The sequence below is a fragment of the Pseudomonas putida genome (assembly GCA_041071465.1).
Classification (GTDB): domain Bacteria; phylum Pseudomonadota; class Gammaproteobacteria; order Pseudomonadales; family Pseudomonadaceae; genus Aquipseudomonas; species Aquipseudomonas putida_P.
In genome coordinates this window covers 4,732,536-4,748,726 of sequence record CP163498.1, presented here as the reverse complement: position 1 = coordinate 4,748,726, position 16,191 = coordinate 4,732,536, and the positions used below count along the sequence as shown (strand labels likewise).

12 protein-coding genes are annotated in these 16,191 nt (G+C 64.1%); 7 read left to right on the top strand and 5 right to left on the bottom strand.

The window, feature by feature from the left end:
* Positions 1-8 precede the first annotated feature (8 nt).
* The 3 genes from AB5975_21920 to AB5975_21910 all read right to left on the bottom strand — a co-directional run bounded on the left by AB5975_21920 (position 9) and on the right by AB5975_21910 (position 2,666).
* Positions 9-482, bottom strand: a complete 474-nt coding sequence (locus AB5975_21920) for a MarR family winged helix-turn-helix transcriptional regulator (protein ID XDR19183.1) — start codon at positions 480-482, stop codon at positions 9-11.
* A 135-nt stretch (positions 483-617) separates the two neighbouring features.
* Positions 618-1,247, bottom strand: a complete 630-nt coding sequence (locus tag AB5975_21915) for a response regulator transcription factor (GenBank protein ID XDR19182.1) — start codon at positions 1,245-1,247, stop codon at positions 618-620.
* Between the two features lie 12 nt (positions 1,248-1,259).
* Positions 1,260-2,666, bottom strand: coding sequence for a sensor histidine kinase (locus AB5975_21910; protein ID XDR19181.1), 1,407 nt, complete (start codon positions 2,664-2,666; stop codon positions 1,260-1,262).
* 194 nt (positions 2,667-2,860) lie between these two features.
* On the opposite strand from AB5975_21910, the gene AB5975_21905 reads away from it, so the two are divergent.
* The 3 genes from AB5975_21905 (at position 2,861) to AB5975_21895 (ending at position 7,601) form a co-directional block, all read left to right on the top strand.
* Positions 2,861-4,483: an acyl-CoA synthetase gene (locus tag AB5975_21905; protein ID XDR19180.1), complete on the top strand. Its 1,623-nt coding sequence runs from the start codon at positions 2,861-2,863 to the stop codon at positions 4,481-4,483.
* A gap of 70 nt (positions 4,484-4,553) precedes the next feature.
* Entirely contained in the window at positions 4,554-6,323 is a 1,770-nt protein-coding gene (locus tag AB5975_21900) for an acyl-CoA dehydrogenase C-terminal domain-containing protein (protein ID XDR19179.1), read from the top strand.
* A 270-nt stretch (positions 6,324-6,593) separates the two neighbouring features.
* Positions 6,594-7,601: a FecR domain-containing protein gene (locus AB5975_21895; protein ID XDR19178.1), complete on the top strand. Its 1,008-nt coding sequence runs from the start codon at positions 6,594-6,596 to the stop codon at positions 7,599-7,601.
* A 13-nt stretch (positions 7,602-7,614) separates the two neighbouring features.
* On the opposite strand, the gene AB5975_21890 is transcribed toward AB5975_21895, so the two are convergent.
* Complete coding sequence (locus AB5975_21890) at positions 7,615-8,934, bottom strand: Na+/H+ antiporter family protein (GenBank protein ID XDR19177.1); 1,320 nt, start codon at positions 8,932-8,934, stop codon at positions 7,615-7,617.
* Between the two features lie 198 nt (positions 8,935-9,132).
* Here AB5975_21890 and AB5975_21885 point away from each other — a divergent pair, with 198 nt between their 5' ends.
* On the top strand, positions 9,133-11,277 hold the full coding sequence (locus AB5975_21885; GenBank protein ID XDR19176.1) for a methyl-accepting chemotaxis protein: 2,145 nt from the start codon (positions 9,133-9,135) through the stop codon (positions 11,275-11,277).
* 32 nt (positions 11,278-11,309) lie between these two features.
* Here the strand turns inward: AB5975_21885 and AB5975_21880 are convergent, their stop codons facing one another.
* Positions 11,310-13,214, bottom strand: a complete 1,905-nt coding sequence (locus tag AB5975_21880) for a S8 family peptidase (GenBank protein ID XDR19175.1) — start codon at positions 13,212-13,214, stop codon at positions 11,310-11,312.
* Positions 13,215-13,376: 162 nt separating this feature from the next.
* Here AB5975_21880 and AB5975_21875 point away from each other — a divergent pair, with 162 nt between their 5' ends.
* From AB5975_21875 to AB5975_21865, 3 genes are all read left to right on the top strand, one after another.
* Entirely contained in the window at positions 13,377-14,393 is a 1,017-nt protein-coding gene (locus AB5975_21875; protein ID XDR19174.1) for an ABC transporter substrate-binding protein, read from the top strand.
* Positions 14,390-15,238, top strand: coding sequence for an ABC transporter permease (locus AB5975_21870; protein ID XDR19173.1), 849 nt, complete (start codon positions 14,390-14,392; stop codon positions 15,236-15,238). The genes AB5975_21875 and AB5975_21870 overlap by 4 nt, the downstream gene beginning before the upstream one ends.
* 70 nt (positions 15,239-15,308) lie before the next feature.
* The gene (locus tag AB5975_21865; protein XDR19172.1) at positions 15,309-16,172 is read left to right on the top strand and encodes a LysR family transcriptional regulator; all 864 of its coding nucleotides are present in this window, start codon (positions 15,309-15,311) and stop codon (positions 16,170-16,172) included.
* Positions 16,173-16,191 lie beyond the last annotated feature (19 nt).

The following is a 16,191-nucleotide window of genomic DNA, read 5'->3' as shown; positions in this document are numbered from 1 at the left end:
GACAGGGTTCAACGGTCGCCGAAACGGCGGATCGTCAACGGGTCGCCAGCACCGAGCAGCACCTTGGCCAGCAGGCCTTCCAGGGTCTTGAGCTCTTCAGGTGCCAGCACGCCGCACAACTCGTTCATCGCGGCGGCGCCTATTTCTGGCAGGCGGTCGGCCAGACGCTGGCCGTCGGCCGTGAGCGCCAGGCGCACCAAGCGCCGGTCGTCGGCGCAACGGTTGCGCACGATCAGCTCCTTCTGCTCGAGGCGGTCGAGCATGCGGGTCATCGAACCGCTGTCCAGGCCCAAGTAGCGGCACAACTCGGCCGGGGTATCCACCTGGTACTGGGTGACGATGATCAACACCTTGAACTGCGCGGCGGTGACGCCCTCTGATTCGAGGTGCCAGTCGAGAATGCGGTCCTTCAGGATCGCCGCACGGCCAAGCAACATGCCGATGGCGCAGGTCTGGAAGTTTTCGGGAGAGAAATGGGCCATCGAAGACTGCTCGGGTAATTGTGTAAAAATATTACTGCCTAGGCAGTGAATGTCAAAGCTTTGATTAGCTAGCTATGAAAAATTTCATGATTTCTACGGGATACGCCGCTCCAGCAAGGGGCCGTGCAAAAGCGGCTAGCGCGCTTGCAGGCCCAACGCCTCGACCGCCCCGCAGGCAATCGCCATGCCTACCAGCTCCGCCAGGCTAGCCGCCTGCAAGCGTTTCATCACCCGCCCCCGATACAGGTCCACGGTCTTCACGCTGATGCCCAACTGCTCAGCAATCTCGCGGTTGCTCAACCCTTGGACCAGTGGCACGAACACGTCACGCTCACGCGGTGTGAGGCCGTCGATGCGCACCTGCACCATGGCCAGCGCCTGGTCGCCCTGGCGTGCCCGCGCGGCGTGCTCCAGTGCGGCCTGCACACTGTCGAGCAGCAACTGGTCGTTGTAGGGCTTTTCGATGAAGTCGCAGGCACCCGCCTTGAACGCCCGCACCACGATCGGCACATCGGCATGGCCGCTGACGAAGATCACCGGCAACATCAGGCCACGCTCACTCATCGCCTGCTGCACGGCCAACCCGCCCAACCCCGGCATGCGCACGTCCAACAACACACACGCGGGCGCATCGTTCACGCAGGCGTCGAGAAATGCCTGCCCGCTGGCAAACGGCAAGGCTTGCAGGCCCACCGACTGCAGCAGCCACACCGTCGAGTCGCGCATACCCTGGTCGTCATCGACCACATACACTTTCGCTTGCACCCTAGCCTCTCCCTAACCCCTGCTGACCGCCAGCCGGCAGCACAGTACCAAACCGCCGTCGACACCCGCCCGCGCCCACAGGTTGCCACCAAAGCCTTCGATCAGGCTGCGGCTCATACTCAAGCCCAGGCCCAGGCCGTCGGCTTTGCTGGTGGTGAACGGCGTGAAGATTTCATCCAGGCACTCGGGCGATACGCCCGGGCCCTGGTCGGCGACCTCGACGAGCACACCCTCGCCATCGCGGGTGGCGCCGAGCAGGATACGTGACGGTTTTTCCCCGTGCAGCTCGCGGTTGGCATCGATGGCATTGCGCAACAGGTTGAGCAGCACCTGTTCAAGCAACACCCGGTCGGCATACACCGAGGGCAGTTGCGCGCTGATGCGCAGCTCGACCTGCACCTGGTCACGCGCGGCTTCCCAGGCGCACAGGCGCATGGCTTCGCCGGCCACCTCGGCCACGTCCAGTGCCTGCAGGCGTCGCGGTCCCTTGCGTAGAAAGGCGCGCAGGCGGCGGATCACTTCGGCGGCATGAGTGGCCTGCTCGCTGATGCGCTGCAGGCCCTGGCCTACCCGCTCGCGGGCTTGCGGGTCGCGCTCCAGTCCCTGCAAGTAACGCTGGCTGGCGTTGGCGTAGTTAACCACCGCAGCCAGCGGCTGGTTGATCTCATGGGCAATGCCCGAAGCCAGTTCGCCCAGGGTGGCCAGGCGGGCACTGTGTGCCAGGCTTTCCTGCGCTTCGATGCGCAAGGTGATGTCACGGGACACACTGACCACCTCAACCACCGCGCCGGTGTAGGTCTCGCGGATCGCCCGGCTGGCGATTTCGAACCAGCGGTAGCCGCCAGCGGCCTGACGCACCCGGCAGGTCATGGTGTGGTAGCCGTCCTGGTCCAGCGCGGCAGCGGCCTGGCGCAGTACCTGGCGCCGTTCACGCGGGTGCAGCAGGGTGTGCACGGGCATGCCGCGCAGTTGCTCGGGCCACAGGCCGAGCAGGCGAAATGCTGCCGGTGAAGCATCGAGAAAACGGCCATCGGGGCTGTGCCGGGAAATCAGGTCGGTGGTGTTTTCGATGATCAGCCGGTACAGGCGCCGGGCGCGGCTGGCTTCACGTGCACCGTGGCGTTCTTCACTGGCATCACGACAGCGGCCCAGCACCTGTTGGCCCTGGTCATCCGGCATGAACGTCCACAGCACGATGCGCTCGCCGACCTGCACTTCGACATCGCTGATCGCCCGATGCTGGCGCAGGCAGGCACGCACCAGGGCGGCACAGTTGGCCGGCAGCCAATGGACCAGCGCCGGGCCTTCGGCAACCCAGGCCTGCAGGGCTGGGTTGAGCGCCAGCGGGCTGGCATCGCTGGCCAGCAACAGGCTGGGTTGTGGGTCTTTGGCGAGCAAGGGGTAGGCAGTGTTATGCACGATGGGCGGCTCGTTGTTATAGTAGTTTTACTATATTGCTATAGTCGATATTCCTACTACCATAGCGACTCGCGTAAAACTGCGACAGAGGGAGCGGCCCACCGTCCGCCTCCCTGCACCCTGAACAGAGCTAACAATCAGCCATCGGGGGCCAAGCGCACATGCTGCGTCTGCCTCCCTTACAGGATTACCGCATGTCGATCTATGCCCAGGGCCTGATGCCCGCTGCCGTCAACCATGTCGCCCTCACCCCGCTGAGCTTCATCGAACGCACCGCCGCCGTATACGGCAATTACCCGGCCGTCATCCACGGCGCCATCCGCCGCAACTGGCAGGAAACCTACCAACGCTGCCTGCGCCTGGCCAGTGCCCTGGCTGGCCGTGGCATCGGCCGTGGCGACACTGTGGCAGTGATGCTACCCAACACCCCGGCCATGCTTGAGGCGCACTTCGGCGTACCCATGATCGGTGCCGTGCTCAATACCTTGAACGTGCGCCTGGATGCCGAGGCCATCGCCTTCATGCTGCAGCACGGCGAGGCCAAGGTGCTGATCACCGACCGCGAGTTCCATGCCGTCATCGAAGCAGCCCTGGCGCTGCTCGAACACCCGCCGCTGGTGATTGATGTGGATGACCCGGAGTATGGCGAGGGCCGCGCTGTCAGCGAGCTGGACTATGAAGCCCTGCTTGCCGAAGGGGACCCGGACTTTGCCTGGGAATGGCCCGATGACGAGTGGCAGGCCATTTCGCTGAACTACACCTCCGGCACCACCGGCAACCCCAAGGGCGTGGTCTACCACCACCGCGGCGCTTACCTGAACGCACTGGGCAACCAGATGACCTGGGCCATGGGGCACCGCCCGGTTTACCTGTGGACCCTGCCAATGTTCCACTGCAACGGCTGGTGCTACCCCTGGACCATCACCGCGCTGGCCGGCACCCATGTGTTCCTGCGTCGGGTCGACCCGCAGAAAATCCTCACCCTGATCCGCGAGCACCGGGTCAGCCACCTGTGCGGGGCGCCAATCGTGCTCAACGCCCTGGTCAACATGCCCGAAGCCGCCAAGGCAGCCATCGAGCACCCGGTGCAGGCCATGGTCGCCGGTGCCGCGCCGCCGGCCAAGGTGATTGGCGCCGTGGAGGAAATGGGCATCAAGGTCACCCACACCTACGGCCTGACCGAGGTCTACGGCCCGGTGACCGTGTGTGCCTGGCATGACGAATGGGATGCGCTGTCGCTGGACGAGCGTGCGCGGATCAAGTCGCGCCAGGGCGTACGCTACCCAACCCTCGACGGCCTGATGGTCGCCGACCCGCAAACCCTCCAGCCGGTGCCGCGCGACGGCAACACCCTGGGCGAAATTTTCATGCGCGGCAATACCGTGATGAAGGGCTACCTGAAAAACCCTGAAGCCACCGCCGAAGCCTTCCGTGGCGGCTGGTTCCACACCGGCGACCTGGCCGTATGGCATGCCGACGGATATGTCGAAATCAAGGACCGGCTCAAGGACATCATCATTTCCGGTGGCGAGAACATTTCCACCATCGAGGTCGAAGACGCCCTCTACAAGCACCCGGCTGTACTGGAAGCCGCCGTGGTGGCACGCCCGGATGAAAAGTGGGGCGAAACGCCGTGCGCCTTCGTTGCCCTCAAGCCGGGCCGGGAAGACACCCGCGAGACCGATATCACCAGTTGGTGCCGCGAGCACCTGGCCGGGTTCAAGGTGCCGAAGACCGTGGTGTTTGGTGAGCTGCCCAAAACCTCCACCGGCAAGATCCAGAAGTACGTGCTGCGCGACCGGGCCAAGGCCCTCTGAAAGCGCAGCCGCTTCTTCGCGGGCTTGCCCGCGAAGAGCCGACCCTGACTTCCTCCTTCAAGAGCCAACGATGACTACCTATTCCGCCCCCCTGCGTGACATGCGCTTCGTCCTGCATGACGTATTCAACGCCCCGGCCCTGTGGGCCCGCCTGCCCGCCCTGGCCGAGCGCATCGACGCCGATACCGCCGACGCCATCCTCGAGGAAGCCGCCAAAGTCACCGCCCAGTTGATCGCCCCGCTCAGCCGCAACGGTGACGAGCAAGGCGTGCACTTCGACGCAGGCGTGGTTACCACCCCCGGCGGCTTCCGCGAGGCTTGGAACACCTACCGCGAAGGTGGCTGGGTCGGCCTGGGTGGCAACCCGGAATACGGCGGCATGGGCATGCCGAAGATGCTCGGCGTGCTGTTCGAGGAAATGCTCTACGCCGCCGACTGCAGCTTCAGCCTGTATTCGGCGTTGAGCGCCGGCAGCTGCCTGGCAATCGATGCCCACGCCAGCGAAACGCTCAAGGCCACTTACCTGCCGCCCCTGTACGAAGGCCGTTGGGCCGGCACCATGTGCCTGACCGAACCCCATGCCGGCACCGACCTGGGGCTGATCCGAACCCGCGCCGAACCCCAAGCCGATGGCAGTTACCGCATCAGCGGCAGCAAAATCTTCATCACCGGTGGCGAGCAGGACCTGACCGAGAACATCGTCCACCTGGTGCTGGCCAAGCTGCCCGACGCACCCGCCGGCGCCAAGGGCATCTCGCTGTTTCTGGTGCCCAAGTACCGGGTCGAGGCCAATGGCCAGCTAGGCGCGCGTAACGCCGCCCACTGCGGCTCGATCGAGCACAAGATGGGCATCAAGGCCTCGGCGACCTGTGTAATGAATTTCGATGGTGCCTTCGGTTACCTGGTGGGCGAACCCAACAAAGGTTTGGCGGCGATGTTCACCATGATGAACTACGAGCGCCTGTCCATCGGCATACAAGGCATCGGCTGCGCCGAGGCGTCCTACCAGAGCGCCGCCCGCTACGCCAACGAGCGCCTGCAGAGCCGCGCCGCTAGCGGCCCACAGGCGCAGGACAAGGCTGCCGACCCGATCATCCACCACGGCGATGTACGGCGCATGCTGCTGACCATGCGCACCCTCACCGAAGGTGGCCGGGCGTTCGCCGCCTACGTTGGCCAACAGTTGGACCTGGCGCGCTATGCCGAAGACGCCGGCGAGCGCGAACATGCCCAGCGCCTGGTGGCGCTGCTGACACCAGTGGCCAAGGCATTCTTCACCGACAACGGCCTGGAAAGCTGCGTGCTGGGCCAGCAAGTGTACGGCGGCCACGGCTACATCCGCGAATGGGGCCAGGAGCAGCGAGTGCGCGACGTGCGCATTGCGCAAATCTATGAAGGCACCAACGGTATTCAGGCTCTTGATCTGCTCGGGCGCAAAGTGCTGGCCGACGGCGGTCAGGCGTTGGCCAGCTTTGCCGCCGAAGTACGAGCGTTCAGTGTGGATGCGCCATTGCACCGCGAGGCACTGCAGGCAAGCTTGGCGCGGTTGGAGGCTACCAGCGCCTGGCTACGGGCGCGGGCCGGCGCGGATGCCAACCTGGTCAGCGCAGTGGCAGTCGAGTATCTGCAACTGTTCGGGCTTACCGCATATGCCTATATGTGGGCGCGAATGGCGGCGGTGGCGTTGGCCAAGCGTGATGAGGACGAAACGTTTCATGGGGCCAAGCTTGCGTGTGCGGCGTTCTTCTACCAGCGGGTATTGCCGCGCGGGTTAGGGCTGGAGGCCAGCATCAGAGCGGGCAGCGACAGCCTTTATGGGTTGGAGGCAGCACAGTTCTGAAAGGCCCTGGGGGCGCTTGGCGTCCCTAGCGCGACATCGGGCCGCCCCCACAATAGACGCGCAGTCCCTTGTGGGGGCGGCCTTTGTCGCGATGGGCTGCGCAGCAGCCCCGTGGATTTCAGCCTGCATTCTTGTACGCGAAGGGTTCTCAGACGCTGAAAAACCGTTGCAAAACCGACGAAAAACCGGCACAACTGATAGTCATTCGCCATTACGCCGGTTCTCGGGGGCCCTTCTGCAAGGGTAGAATGCGCAAAACCCGGAGCCGCAATGAACCACGACCGCCTCAATCCCAGCCCAGACGATGCCATCACCGACGCCGCCGCGCACTGGTGCATGCGCCTGCACGCCGAAGATTGCACGGCGGCCGAGCGCGAGGCATTCGCCCGCTGGCAGGCGGCCGACCCACGGCATGCCGAGGAATACCAGGCGATGCTGGAAATCTGGCAAACCGCCGACTTGCTGCCGCGCAACGCCACCGTCATCGACTTCAACCCGCCCGCCAAGCAAGCCGCACGCCCGCGCAACTGGCGGCCGCTGGCGTCTGCGGCGGCGATTGCCCTGGCAGTGCTGCCACTGGCAGGCTGGATGGGGTGGGAGCAGGGTTGGCTGCCCAACCATTACCAACACTTCGAAGCCAGTGACCGCATGCAGACGGTGGAGCTGAGCGACGGCAGCACGGTGCAGCTCAACCTCAACACCGAGCTCACCTACCTCAACTACAAAGACCAGCGCCAGGTCACGCTCAAGCGCGGCGAGGCGTTCTTCAAGGTGCAGCACGACAGCAGCCACCCGTTCATCGTGCGTGCCGGCCGTGGCCAAACCCGGGTCACCGGCACCCAGTTCAACGTGTGGAGGTACCAGGACCAGGTCAAGGTTACCCTGGTGGAAGGCTCGGTGCTGGTGTCCAGCGATGGCAGCGCCGGCGGCTATCGCCTCGGCCCTGGCATGCAGGCCAGCTACCACAAGGGCGACTTCGAGCCACAACTGGAGCAGAGCGACGACTACGGCAACAGCCTGGCCTGGCGCAGCGGCAAGTTGGTGCTCGACAACTTGAGCCTGGAACAAGCGCTGCCGGTGATCAACCGCTACCTCGACGCACCGCTGCAGCTGGCCGACGCCAGTACCGGTCGCATTCGCATCAGCGGTATCTACAACACCCGTGAAGTGGGGCGCCTGGTCAACAACCTGCCCAAGGTGCTGCCGGTCTACCTGACCCGCAGCAAGGACGGCAGCACCGTGCTAAACCGCATCTCGCCGCCCCCCGACAAGGGCTGACGCCCTCCCCGCCTTACAAGGTCATTGCCGCCAACCAGCCGAACGCCAGCAACGGCAGGTTGTAGTGGATGAAGGTCGGCACCACCGTGTCCCAGATATGGTGGTGCTGGCCATCCACGTTCAGGCCCGAGGTCGGCCCCAGGGTCGAGTCCGAGGCCGGTGAACCCGCATCCCCCAGCGCACCGGCAGTACCGACGATGCACACCGTGGCTAGCGGGTCGAAGCCCAGTTGCACGCACAGCGGCACGAAGATCGCGGCCAGGATCGGCACAGTGGAGAACGACGAGCCGATCCCCATGGTCACCAGCAAGCCCACCAACAGCATCAGCAAGGCGCCGATGCCCTTGCTGTGGTCGATCCATTGGGCCGAGGTTTCCACCAGGCTCTTCACCTCACCGGTAGCCTTCATCACGTCGGCAAAACCGGACGCGGCAATCATGATGAAACCAATCATGGCCATCATCTTCATGCCTTCGGTGAACAGGTCGTCGGTATCCTTCCACTTGACGATGCCTGACAGCGAGAAGATCAGGAAGCCAACCATGGCACCGATGATCATCGAGTCCAACAGCAACTGAACGATAAAGGCAGCAGCGATCGCCAACCCGGCCACCAGCAAGGTCAGCGGGTTGTACTGCACGCTCACCTGTTCCACCTGTTCGATACGCGCCAGGTCGTAGTCACGCTTTTTGCGATAGCTGATGAACACCGCCAGCAACAGGCCGACGAGCATACCGGCAGCTGGGATGGCCATGGCGTGGGTGACATTGACGCCACTCACGTCGACACCCGCGCGGGCGACGTTGGCCAGCAGGATTTCGTTGAGGAAGATGTTGCCGAAACCCACCGGCAGGAACATGTACGGCGTGATCAGACCAAAGGTGATCACACAGGCGATCAACCGGCGGTCGATGCGCAGGCGCGTCAGCACGTACAGCAGCGGCGGCACCAGCAACGGGATGAAGGCAATGTGGATGGGCAGGATGTTCTGCGACGACACGGCCACCACCAGCATCAGGCCGATCATCAGCCATTTGACCTTGCCGCCATGGGCATGGCCCTGGCGGTCGATCATGACCAGGGCGCGATCGGCCAGGGCATGGGCCAGACCAGACTTGGCGATGGCCACGGCAAAGGCGCCCAGCAGTGCATAGGACAACGCCACCGTGGCGCCACCGCCGAGGCCACCGTTGAAGGCCTTGAGCGTGCCTTCGACACCCAGGCCACCCACCAGCCCACCGACCAGGGCGCCGATGATCAGGGCGATGACCACGTGCACGCGGGACAGGCTGAGTATCAGCATGATGCCGACCGCGGCGATCACTGCATTCATGATTGGCTTACCTCATTACGGCGGAAAAAACCGCGAACTCTGAAGCAGTGGGCGGCAGATGTCAAAAGCGCCATGTTGCGTCACATTACCAATGCCTTGCAGCGGACCTGATAATTAAATTGAACGTTTGAATAAAGAAAAAACCCAGGCCGCCGACACAGTCGCAAGCCACACTCTTATTACAAGGGATCCGCCCCCATGCCTTTGCGACAACTTTCCATCCAGTGGAAGATCACCCTGCTCGCCGGTCTCTGCCTGGCCGGCATCGTCACCTTGCTCGTCGGCCTGTCGCTGTACCGCATGGACCACAGCTCGGACCTGGTCAAGGCCAGCAGCATGCAGATGCTGACCGAGGCGGCGCAGTCGCGTATCGAGTCGCAGGGTGAAGTGCAGGCGCTGAACATCCGCCGCCAGTTCATGGATGCCTACCAGTACGGCGCCGGCTTCGCCCGCCAGGTGCTGTTCCTGCGCGAGCAGGCTGAAAAGCGCTTTCTCGATGCCTTCGACCTGCGCGAGGACATGACCCGTCAGGTACGCGCCGCGCTACAGGCCAACCCCGACCTCCTCGGCCTGTCGCTGGTGTTCGAGCCCAACGCCCTGGACAGCAAGGACAGCCTGTTCGCCGGCAAGGCAGAGCTGGGCAGCAACGAAACCGGTCGCTTTGCCCTGTACTGGTCGCAGCCGCGTGCCGGCCAGCTGACCGCCATGGCGCTGCCTGAGCATGACATGGCCAACACCGAGATCGGCCCCAGCGGCCAGCCAGCCAACACCTGGTGGGTATGCCCGCGCACGACCGGCAAGGTGTGCGTGGTAGAACCCTACTTCTATGACATCGACGGCCAGCAGGTGCTGATGACCAGCATCGTCTTCCCGCTGGCGGTCAACGGCAAGATCATTGCCACCCTGTCCATCGACATCAACCTCAACAGCCTGCAGGCACTGAGCCAGGAGGCCAGCCGCAGCCTCTACGAAGGCCGCACCACGGTCGGCATACTCAGCCCGGTCGGCCTGCTGGCGGGCTACAGCGCCGATGCCAGCAAGCTGGCCCAGCGCTTCGACCAGGTAGACCCGGCCAAGGGCGCCGAACTGGTAGGCAAACTGGCCAATGGCAAGATGACTATCCTCCACGACCAGCAGCGTTTGAAGGTGCTGGCGGCCTTCCGGCCGATCCCCGACGCACAACCTTGGGGCGTGTTGCTGGATGTACCGGAAAATGCCCTGACCGGCCCGGCCGAAACACTGAAGCAGGAACTGGACGCGCTGAATACCAGCGGCACCTTGCTGGAATTGGGCCTGGGCCTGGCCGCTGCCATTGCCGGCCTGCTCATGGTGTGGCTGATGGCCCGTGGCGTTACCCGGCCGATCCTCGGCGTGGCTGCCATGCTCAAGGACATTGCCAGCGGCGAAGGCGACCTGACCCGCCGCCTGACCTACCAGAAGCAGGACGAACTGGGTGAATTGGCCGGCTGGTTCAACCGCTTCCTCGACAAGTTGCAGCCGACCATCGCCGAGGTCAAACGCTCGGTGCAGGCCGCCCGAGGCACTGCCGACCAGTCCTCGGCAATTGCCACTGAAACCAGCGCCGGCATGGAGCAGCAGTATCGCCAGGTTGACCAGGTAGCCACCGCCTCGCATGAAATGAGCGCCACCGCCCAGGATGTCGCCCGCAGCGCCGCGCAGGCGGCACAGGCCGCGCGTGACGCCGACCAGGCCACCCGGGAAGGCCTGGCCGTGATCGACCGCACCACCACCAGCATCGATACCCTGGCCGCCAACATGAGCGACGCCATGGCCGAAGTCGAAGGCCTCGCGCAGAACAGCGAAAAGATCGGTTCGGTGCTGGAGGTGATCCGCTCGATTGCCGAACAGACCAACCTGCTGGCGCTCAACGCCGCCATCGAGGCGGCCCGTGCCGGTGAAGCCGGCCGTGGCTTTGCCGTGGTTGCCGATGAAGTACGCAACCTGGCTCGACGCACTCAGGAGTCGGTGGAAGAAACCCGCCAGGTGATCGAAGCCTTGCAGAACGGCACCCAGGAAGTGGTCGGCGCCATGGACCACAGCCACCGCCAGGCACAGAGTGGCGTTGCGCAGGTCGGCCAGGCCGTCACTGCACTGCAGCGCATTGGCCAGGCGGTGACGGTGATCACCGACATGAACCTGCAGATCGCTTCGGCCGCCGAAGAGCAAAGCGCGGTAGCCGAGGAAATCAACAGCAACGTGGCGACCATTCGTGATGTGACGGAGTCGCTGTCAGGCCAGGCCAACGAGTCGGCGCGGGTCAGCCAGTCGCTGAACAGCCTGGCCAACCAGCAGCAGGCGCTGATGGACCAGTTTCGCGTATGAGCCGGGCGGGGCCGGCACCTGCCGGCCCCGACTCAGGCCGCGAACCTGCCGCCGCCGAGGATGCGGTCCAGCAGCACCAGCGCGCCATGCACATTGGGCCTGGCGCCCATCGGCAGCACCTCGGTACCCGCTAGCGTGGCATCGTCGTAGCCAGACGCCATGACCAACTGATGCATCTGGTTGCCATTGAGGTAGACGTGGTGCTGCTCCATGGCGTAGGACTGGATCAGGCTCAATGCACCGCACACCATCGGTGTGGCGCTGGAAGTGCCAGCATAGCGGCTTGTGTAGTCCCTTTCCTCACCACGCAGGTCCTGCAAATCGCCATAGGAAAGCGTGACTACGCTGTCGCCCCAGGCATTGAGCATACGGTAACGGTAATGGTAATTGGAGTAGGCGTGGGGCTTGCCGTCATACGAATGGCAGGCCCCCACCAGAATCGCACCTGAATCGCCATGGTCGGCAAAATAGGGCCAGTTGGCCAGGTCGACACCTTCGCCAGCACGGGTGCCTTTGTCCGCAAGCGTCCTGCTGCTGCCATTGGCTGCTGCATTGACCACCACGGCACCGCGCCGGCTCAACTGCTGCATGACAGTCCACCAGGCCTTGTCGTGCAAGGATGGCAACATGGTGCTCAGCACCTCGGCATGGGCGGTCTGCCGATTGATACCCACGATGTCGCCGGGTTCTACATTCCGTAGCAGGTCCTTGAGCGCCTGGAAGCTGCCTTGGGCATCCTCCGCGCGGTTGTTGTACAGGTACAGTTCGCTGTTACGGCTGATCCCGGTCGCGCCAATACCGTTGCCCGCAGCCAGAATGATTCCCACCGAAGCCGTTCCGTGGTCGGGATCATGGTTGGGTTCGAGCGAGACGATTTTCAAGGCAGGATTGCCGCGCAAGTCTTCATGATCAGGGTGCAACCCCCCATCACTGAAGTGAATCCGCGCGCCGTAACCCGTTACCTGCTGCGCCCAGGCCTCGCGCACATTCAGCCCTTGCCACCGGGGGCCAGGTGCGTCGAGGTAATGCTGGCGCGGCTCGAAATCGGGTGTAGCTTGAGCATTTTCATAGGCATGGTTGCCCGCCACCACGGCGCCGCCGGTCAGCAGCGTTGCCAGTAGCCCGGCCAGGCCGAGCAAAATTAGGCTTGGCTGGGGCGCTGCCGGCATGAACTGCAGTGACTGCACATACTCCCGCGCCGCCAAAGCCTTGAGCAAGGCGAGGTAGGTGTCACCGAGCATGCTGGCTGGCTGGTCGAGAATGTAATGGTCGCGCAATGGCCGGAGCCTGTCTTCGCCCTGTTCCTGTTCGTCCAGAACAGGTCGCAACGCGAGTACCGATTCAAGGTTCGGCCAGTAGCGGACCCATGCAGAACCTGAGCCCGGCTCCAGCTCTCGGAGAAATCGCTCGTGCCCTCCGGGGATGAATTCGATGACAACCGGCGGGAACGGTGTGCCGGGTGCCAAGGTGGGCATCCCTTGCGGCCCATCGTCGCCTCCCTGCACCTGCTCCACGGCTCGTTTACGACGCCCGCCAGCACCGGGTACCGGCACCTTGTCGAGGATGCTCCTGTTGACCTCGTCAGCCTTTATGTCGAGCACCAAGGGCCGCATGTCGATAACGCCAGCTGCGCCAACCGGCCGGCCCAGCGCCCGAGCATGCTCATCGAGCAGCACGACTTTGGGCTGGATCGAATACACGCCCGCCTCTTCTTCGGCCAGCAACGTGGCAGGGCATCCATGGTCGCTCGGCTTGCCGCTGCGTGCCTGGGAGTACACGGACTTTCCCGGGAATGAAACCGGGCCGTCGGGGCCAGCCCGTTCAAGTTCGTAGCGGATGCGATTGACCTTGTGCAGGTCTGCACCGTAACAGCGAACATGAAGTTTTCCATCGAAACGAAAGTTGCGGTAATACACGAAATGTAAATCCAGCGTCATCGGGGCTGCCTCTTCAGGTGTGCATGCCAAGCAGAAGAGCCCAGCTTTGCAACGCGCAGCACGCCTGGGCAGTGGGAGCACCTTCCCCCGACCGCGCCGGCGATGCGCCAGGGGCCTCGTCTACACTTGCCCGCATCCACTCAATGGCAATCGAAGGCCCCGATGAACAGACTTCCAATGCTGCTGGCCAGCCTGCTGCTCGCTGTCAGCCTGGCCGCCACCGACAGCGCCGCCTCGGCAGAACGCAGCGAGCCCATCCACTTTGGCGCCATCGGCTGGGAAAGCGGTGCCCTCACCACCGAAATCCTGCGGCTGATCGTGGAGCGCGGCTACGGCTACACCACCGACACCCTGCCCGGTAGCACCGTCAGCATGGAGGTGGCCTTGGCGCGCAATGACCTGCAAGTGATCGCCGAGGAGTGGGCCGGGCGCAGCCCTGCCTGGGTCAAGGCCGAACAGGCCGGCCAGGTGTTCGCGCTGGGCGATACGGTGAAAAATGCAGAGGAAGGTTGGTGGGTGCCGGCCTATGTGATCGAAGGCGATGCCGCACGCAAACTGAAACCCTTGGCACCCCAGTTGCGCAGTGTCGAGGACCTCAAGCGTTACCCGCAGGTTTTCCGCGACCCCGAGTCGCCCGACAAGGGCCGTTTCCTGAACAGCCCCAGCGGCTGGACGTCTGAAACGGTCAACAGCCAGAAGCTCAAGGCCTACGGTTTGAATGACCTCTATACCAACTTCCGCAGTGGCTCCGGCGCGGCGATGGACGCCGAGATCGGCTCGGCTATCCGTCGTGGCCAACCGGTGCTGTTCTACTACTGGAACCCGACCCCGCTGATGGGGCGCTACAAGCTTGTACGCCTGCAAGAGCCACCGTTCAATGCCCAGGCCTGGGCCACCCTCACCGATGCCGGCAACCCCAACCCGAAGGGCAGCCGGTCGCTGCCGGCGAAGTTGTCGATTGGCGTGTCCAAGGTCTTTCGTGATAGCTACCCGGACCTGGTCAGCGTGTTCGAACGGGTGGACCTGCCCATCGATCGCCTGAACCAGGCCTTGGCCGCAATGAGCGAAAAACGAACACCACCGCGCGACGCAGCCCTGACCTTCCTGCGCGATAACCCTGATGTGTGGAAAACCTGGCTGCCTGCGGACATCGCCGCCAAGGTCGAGGCCAGCCTGTGAGTGACGGCTTCCCGCAGACTCTGCAGTTTTCCTTTGCCGACAGCGTCAACCGCCTGGTCGACTGGCTGGTGATGAACTACGGCGACCACCTGCGCAGCGTCTCAGACCACTTGCTGCAACTGCTGGTCGGCCTGGAGAACCTGTTGCGCCTGCTGCCCTGGTGGCTGTTGTTGCTGCTGGTCGGCCTGCTGGCCTGGCACGCCACCCGCAGCGTTGTGCGCAGCACAATACTGGTCGCGCTGCTGGCATTTATCGGCATGCTCGGGCTGTGGGACAAGCTGCTGCAAACCCTGGCGCTGGTGCTGGTCAGTACCGGCCTGTGCGTGCTGGTGGGCGTGCCATTGGGCATCCTGCTGGCCGCCCGACCGCTGGCCAGGCGGTTGCTTCTGCCGGTACTGGATGTGATGCAGACGCTGCCGGCGTTCGTTTACCTGATCCCGGTGCTGATGCTGTTTGGCCTGGGCAAGGTGCCCGCCGTATTCGCCACGCTGATATACGCCCTGCCACCGCTGGTGCGGTTGACCGAACTGGGCTTGAGCCAAATCGACCCTTCGTTGTTGCAGGCGGCCCACGGCCTGGGCGCCAGCCGCTGGCAGCGGTTGCGGCGCATCGCCCTGCCCTTGGCGCTGCCAAGCATCATGGCCGGGCTCAACCAGTCGGTGATGATGGCCTTGTCGATGGTGGTAGTGGCGTCGATGATCGGCGCCCGTGGGCTGGGTGAGGATGTGCTGGCGGGGATCCAGACCTTGAATGTTGGTCAGGGCGTGCAGGCCGGGCTGGCAATTGTTGCCCTGGCCATGGTGATCGACAGGATCAGCCAGGCGTATGGGCGTAATAGGCGCTGAGCAGCCTTGTGCTGCGAAACGGCCGGGCCTGACAATGCAGCACTGACCGTTCAACCCTGGACCCGCCCGCATGTCTCTCAAAGCCCTGCGCACCCTGGTGACCATCGCCCGCCACGGCACCTTCGCCCGCGCCGCCGACCTGCTCAGCCTCACCCCTTCAGCGGTGAGCCTGCACATCAAAACCCTTGAAGACGAGTTGCAGGTTCCCCTGTTCGACCGCAGCCGCAGGCAGGTGGCCCTGACTGAAGCAGGCCAATTGGCGGTGGCTCGCGCCGAGAGCATTCTGGCTGCCTACGACGAACTGGCCGACGCCTTGGCCTGCGGCCCGAGCCTGCGCGGCCGCCTGCGCCTGGGGGCGATCCATACGGTGTTGGCGCGGCGCCTGCCCAGGGCGCTGGTGTGGATCAAGGCCAACCACCCGCAGTTGCACATCAGCGTGGCCTCGGGCATGTCGGCGGAGCTGGCGCGACGCGTGGAGGACGGTGAACTCGACGCGGCGATTACCACCGAACCCGTCAGCCCTTACCCGCAAAGCCTGGACTTCACTGCATTGTTCGAAGACCGCTTCTGGGTCATCGCCAGCCCTGAACTGGCCGGGTACAGCGTGCCGCAGTTGCTGGCCAGCCAGCCATTCCTGCGCTTCGACAAGCGCGCCTGGGCCGGGCGACAGATCGAGCAGGAGTTGCGTCGCCAGCATTTGCAGGTGAGCGAGCAGATGGAACTGGACAGCCAGGAAGCTTTGGCGCGCATGGCGGTGATGGGCCTGGGCGTGGCGATCGTACCCATGGCCGATGACGACCTGCAGCGCTTGCCGCCCGCCACTTGCCTGCCGTTTGGCGAGCCGCAGCTGACGCGACGTGTGGTGTTGCTGGAGCATGAGAAAAGCCAGCGACGGCATTTGAGTGCTGTGCTGAAGACAGCCTTGGAGTCGTAAGCTGCAACAATGCATTTTT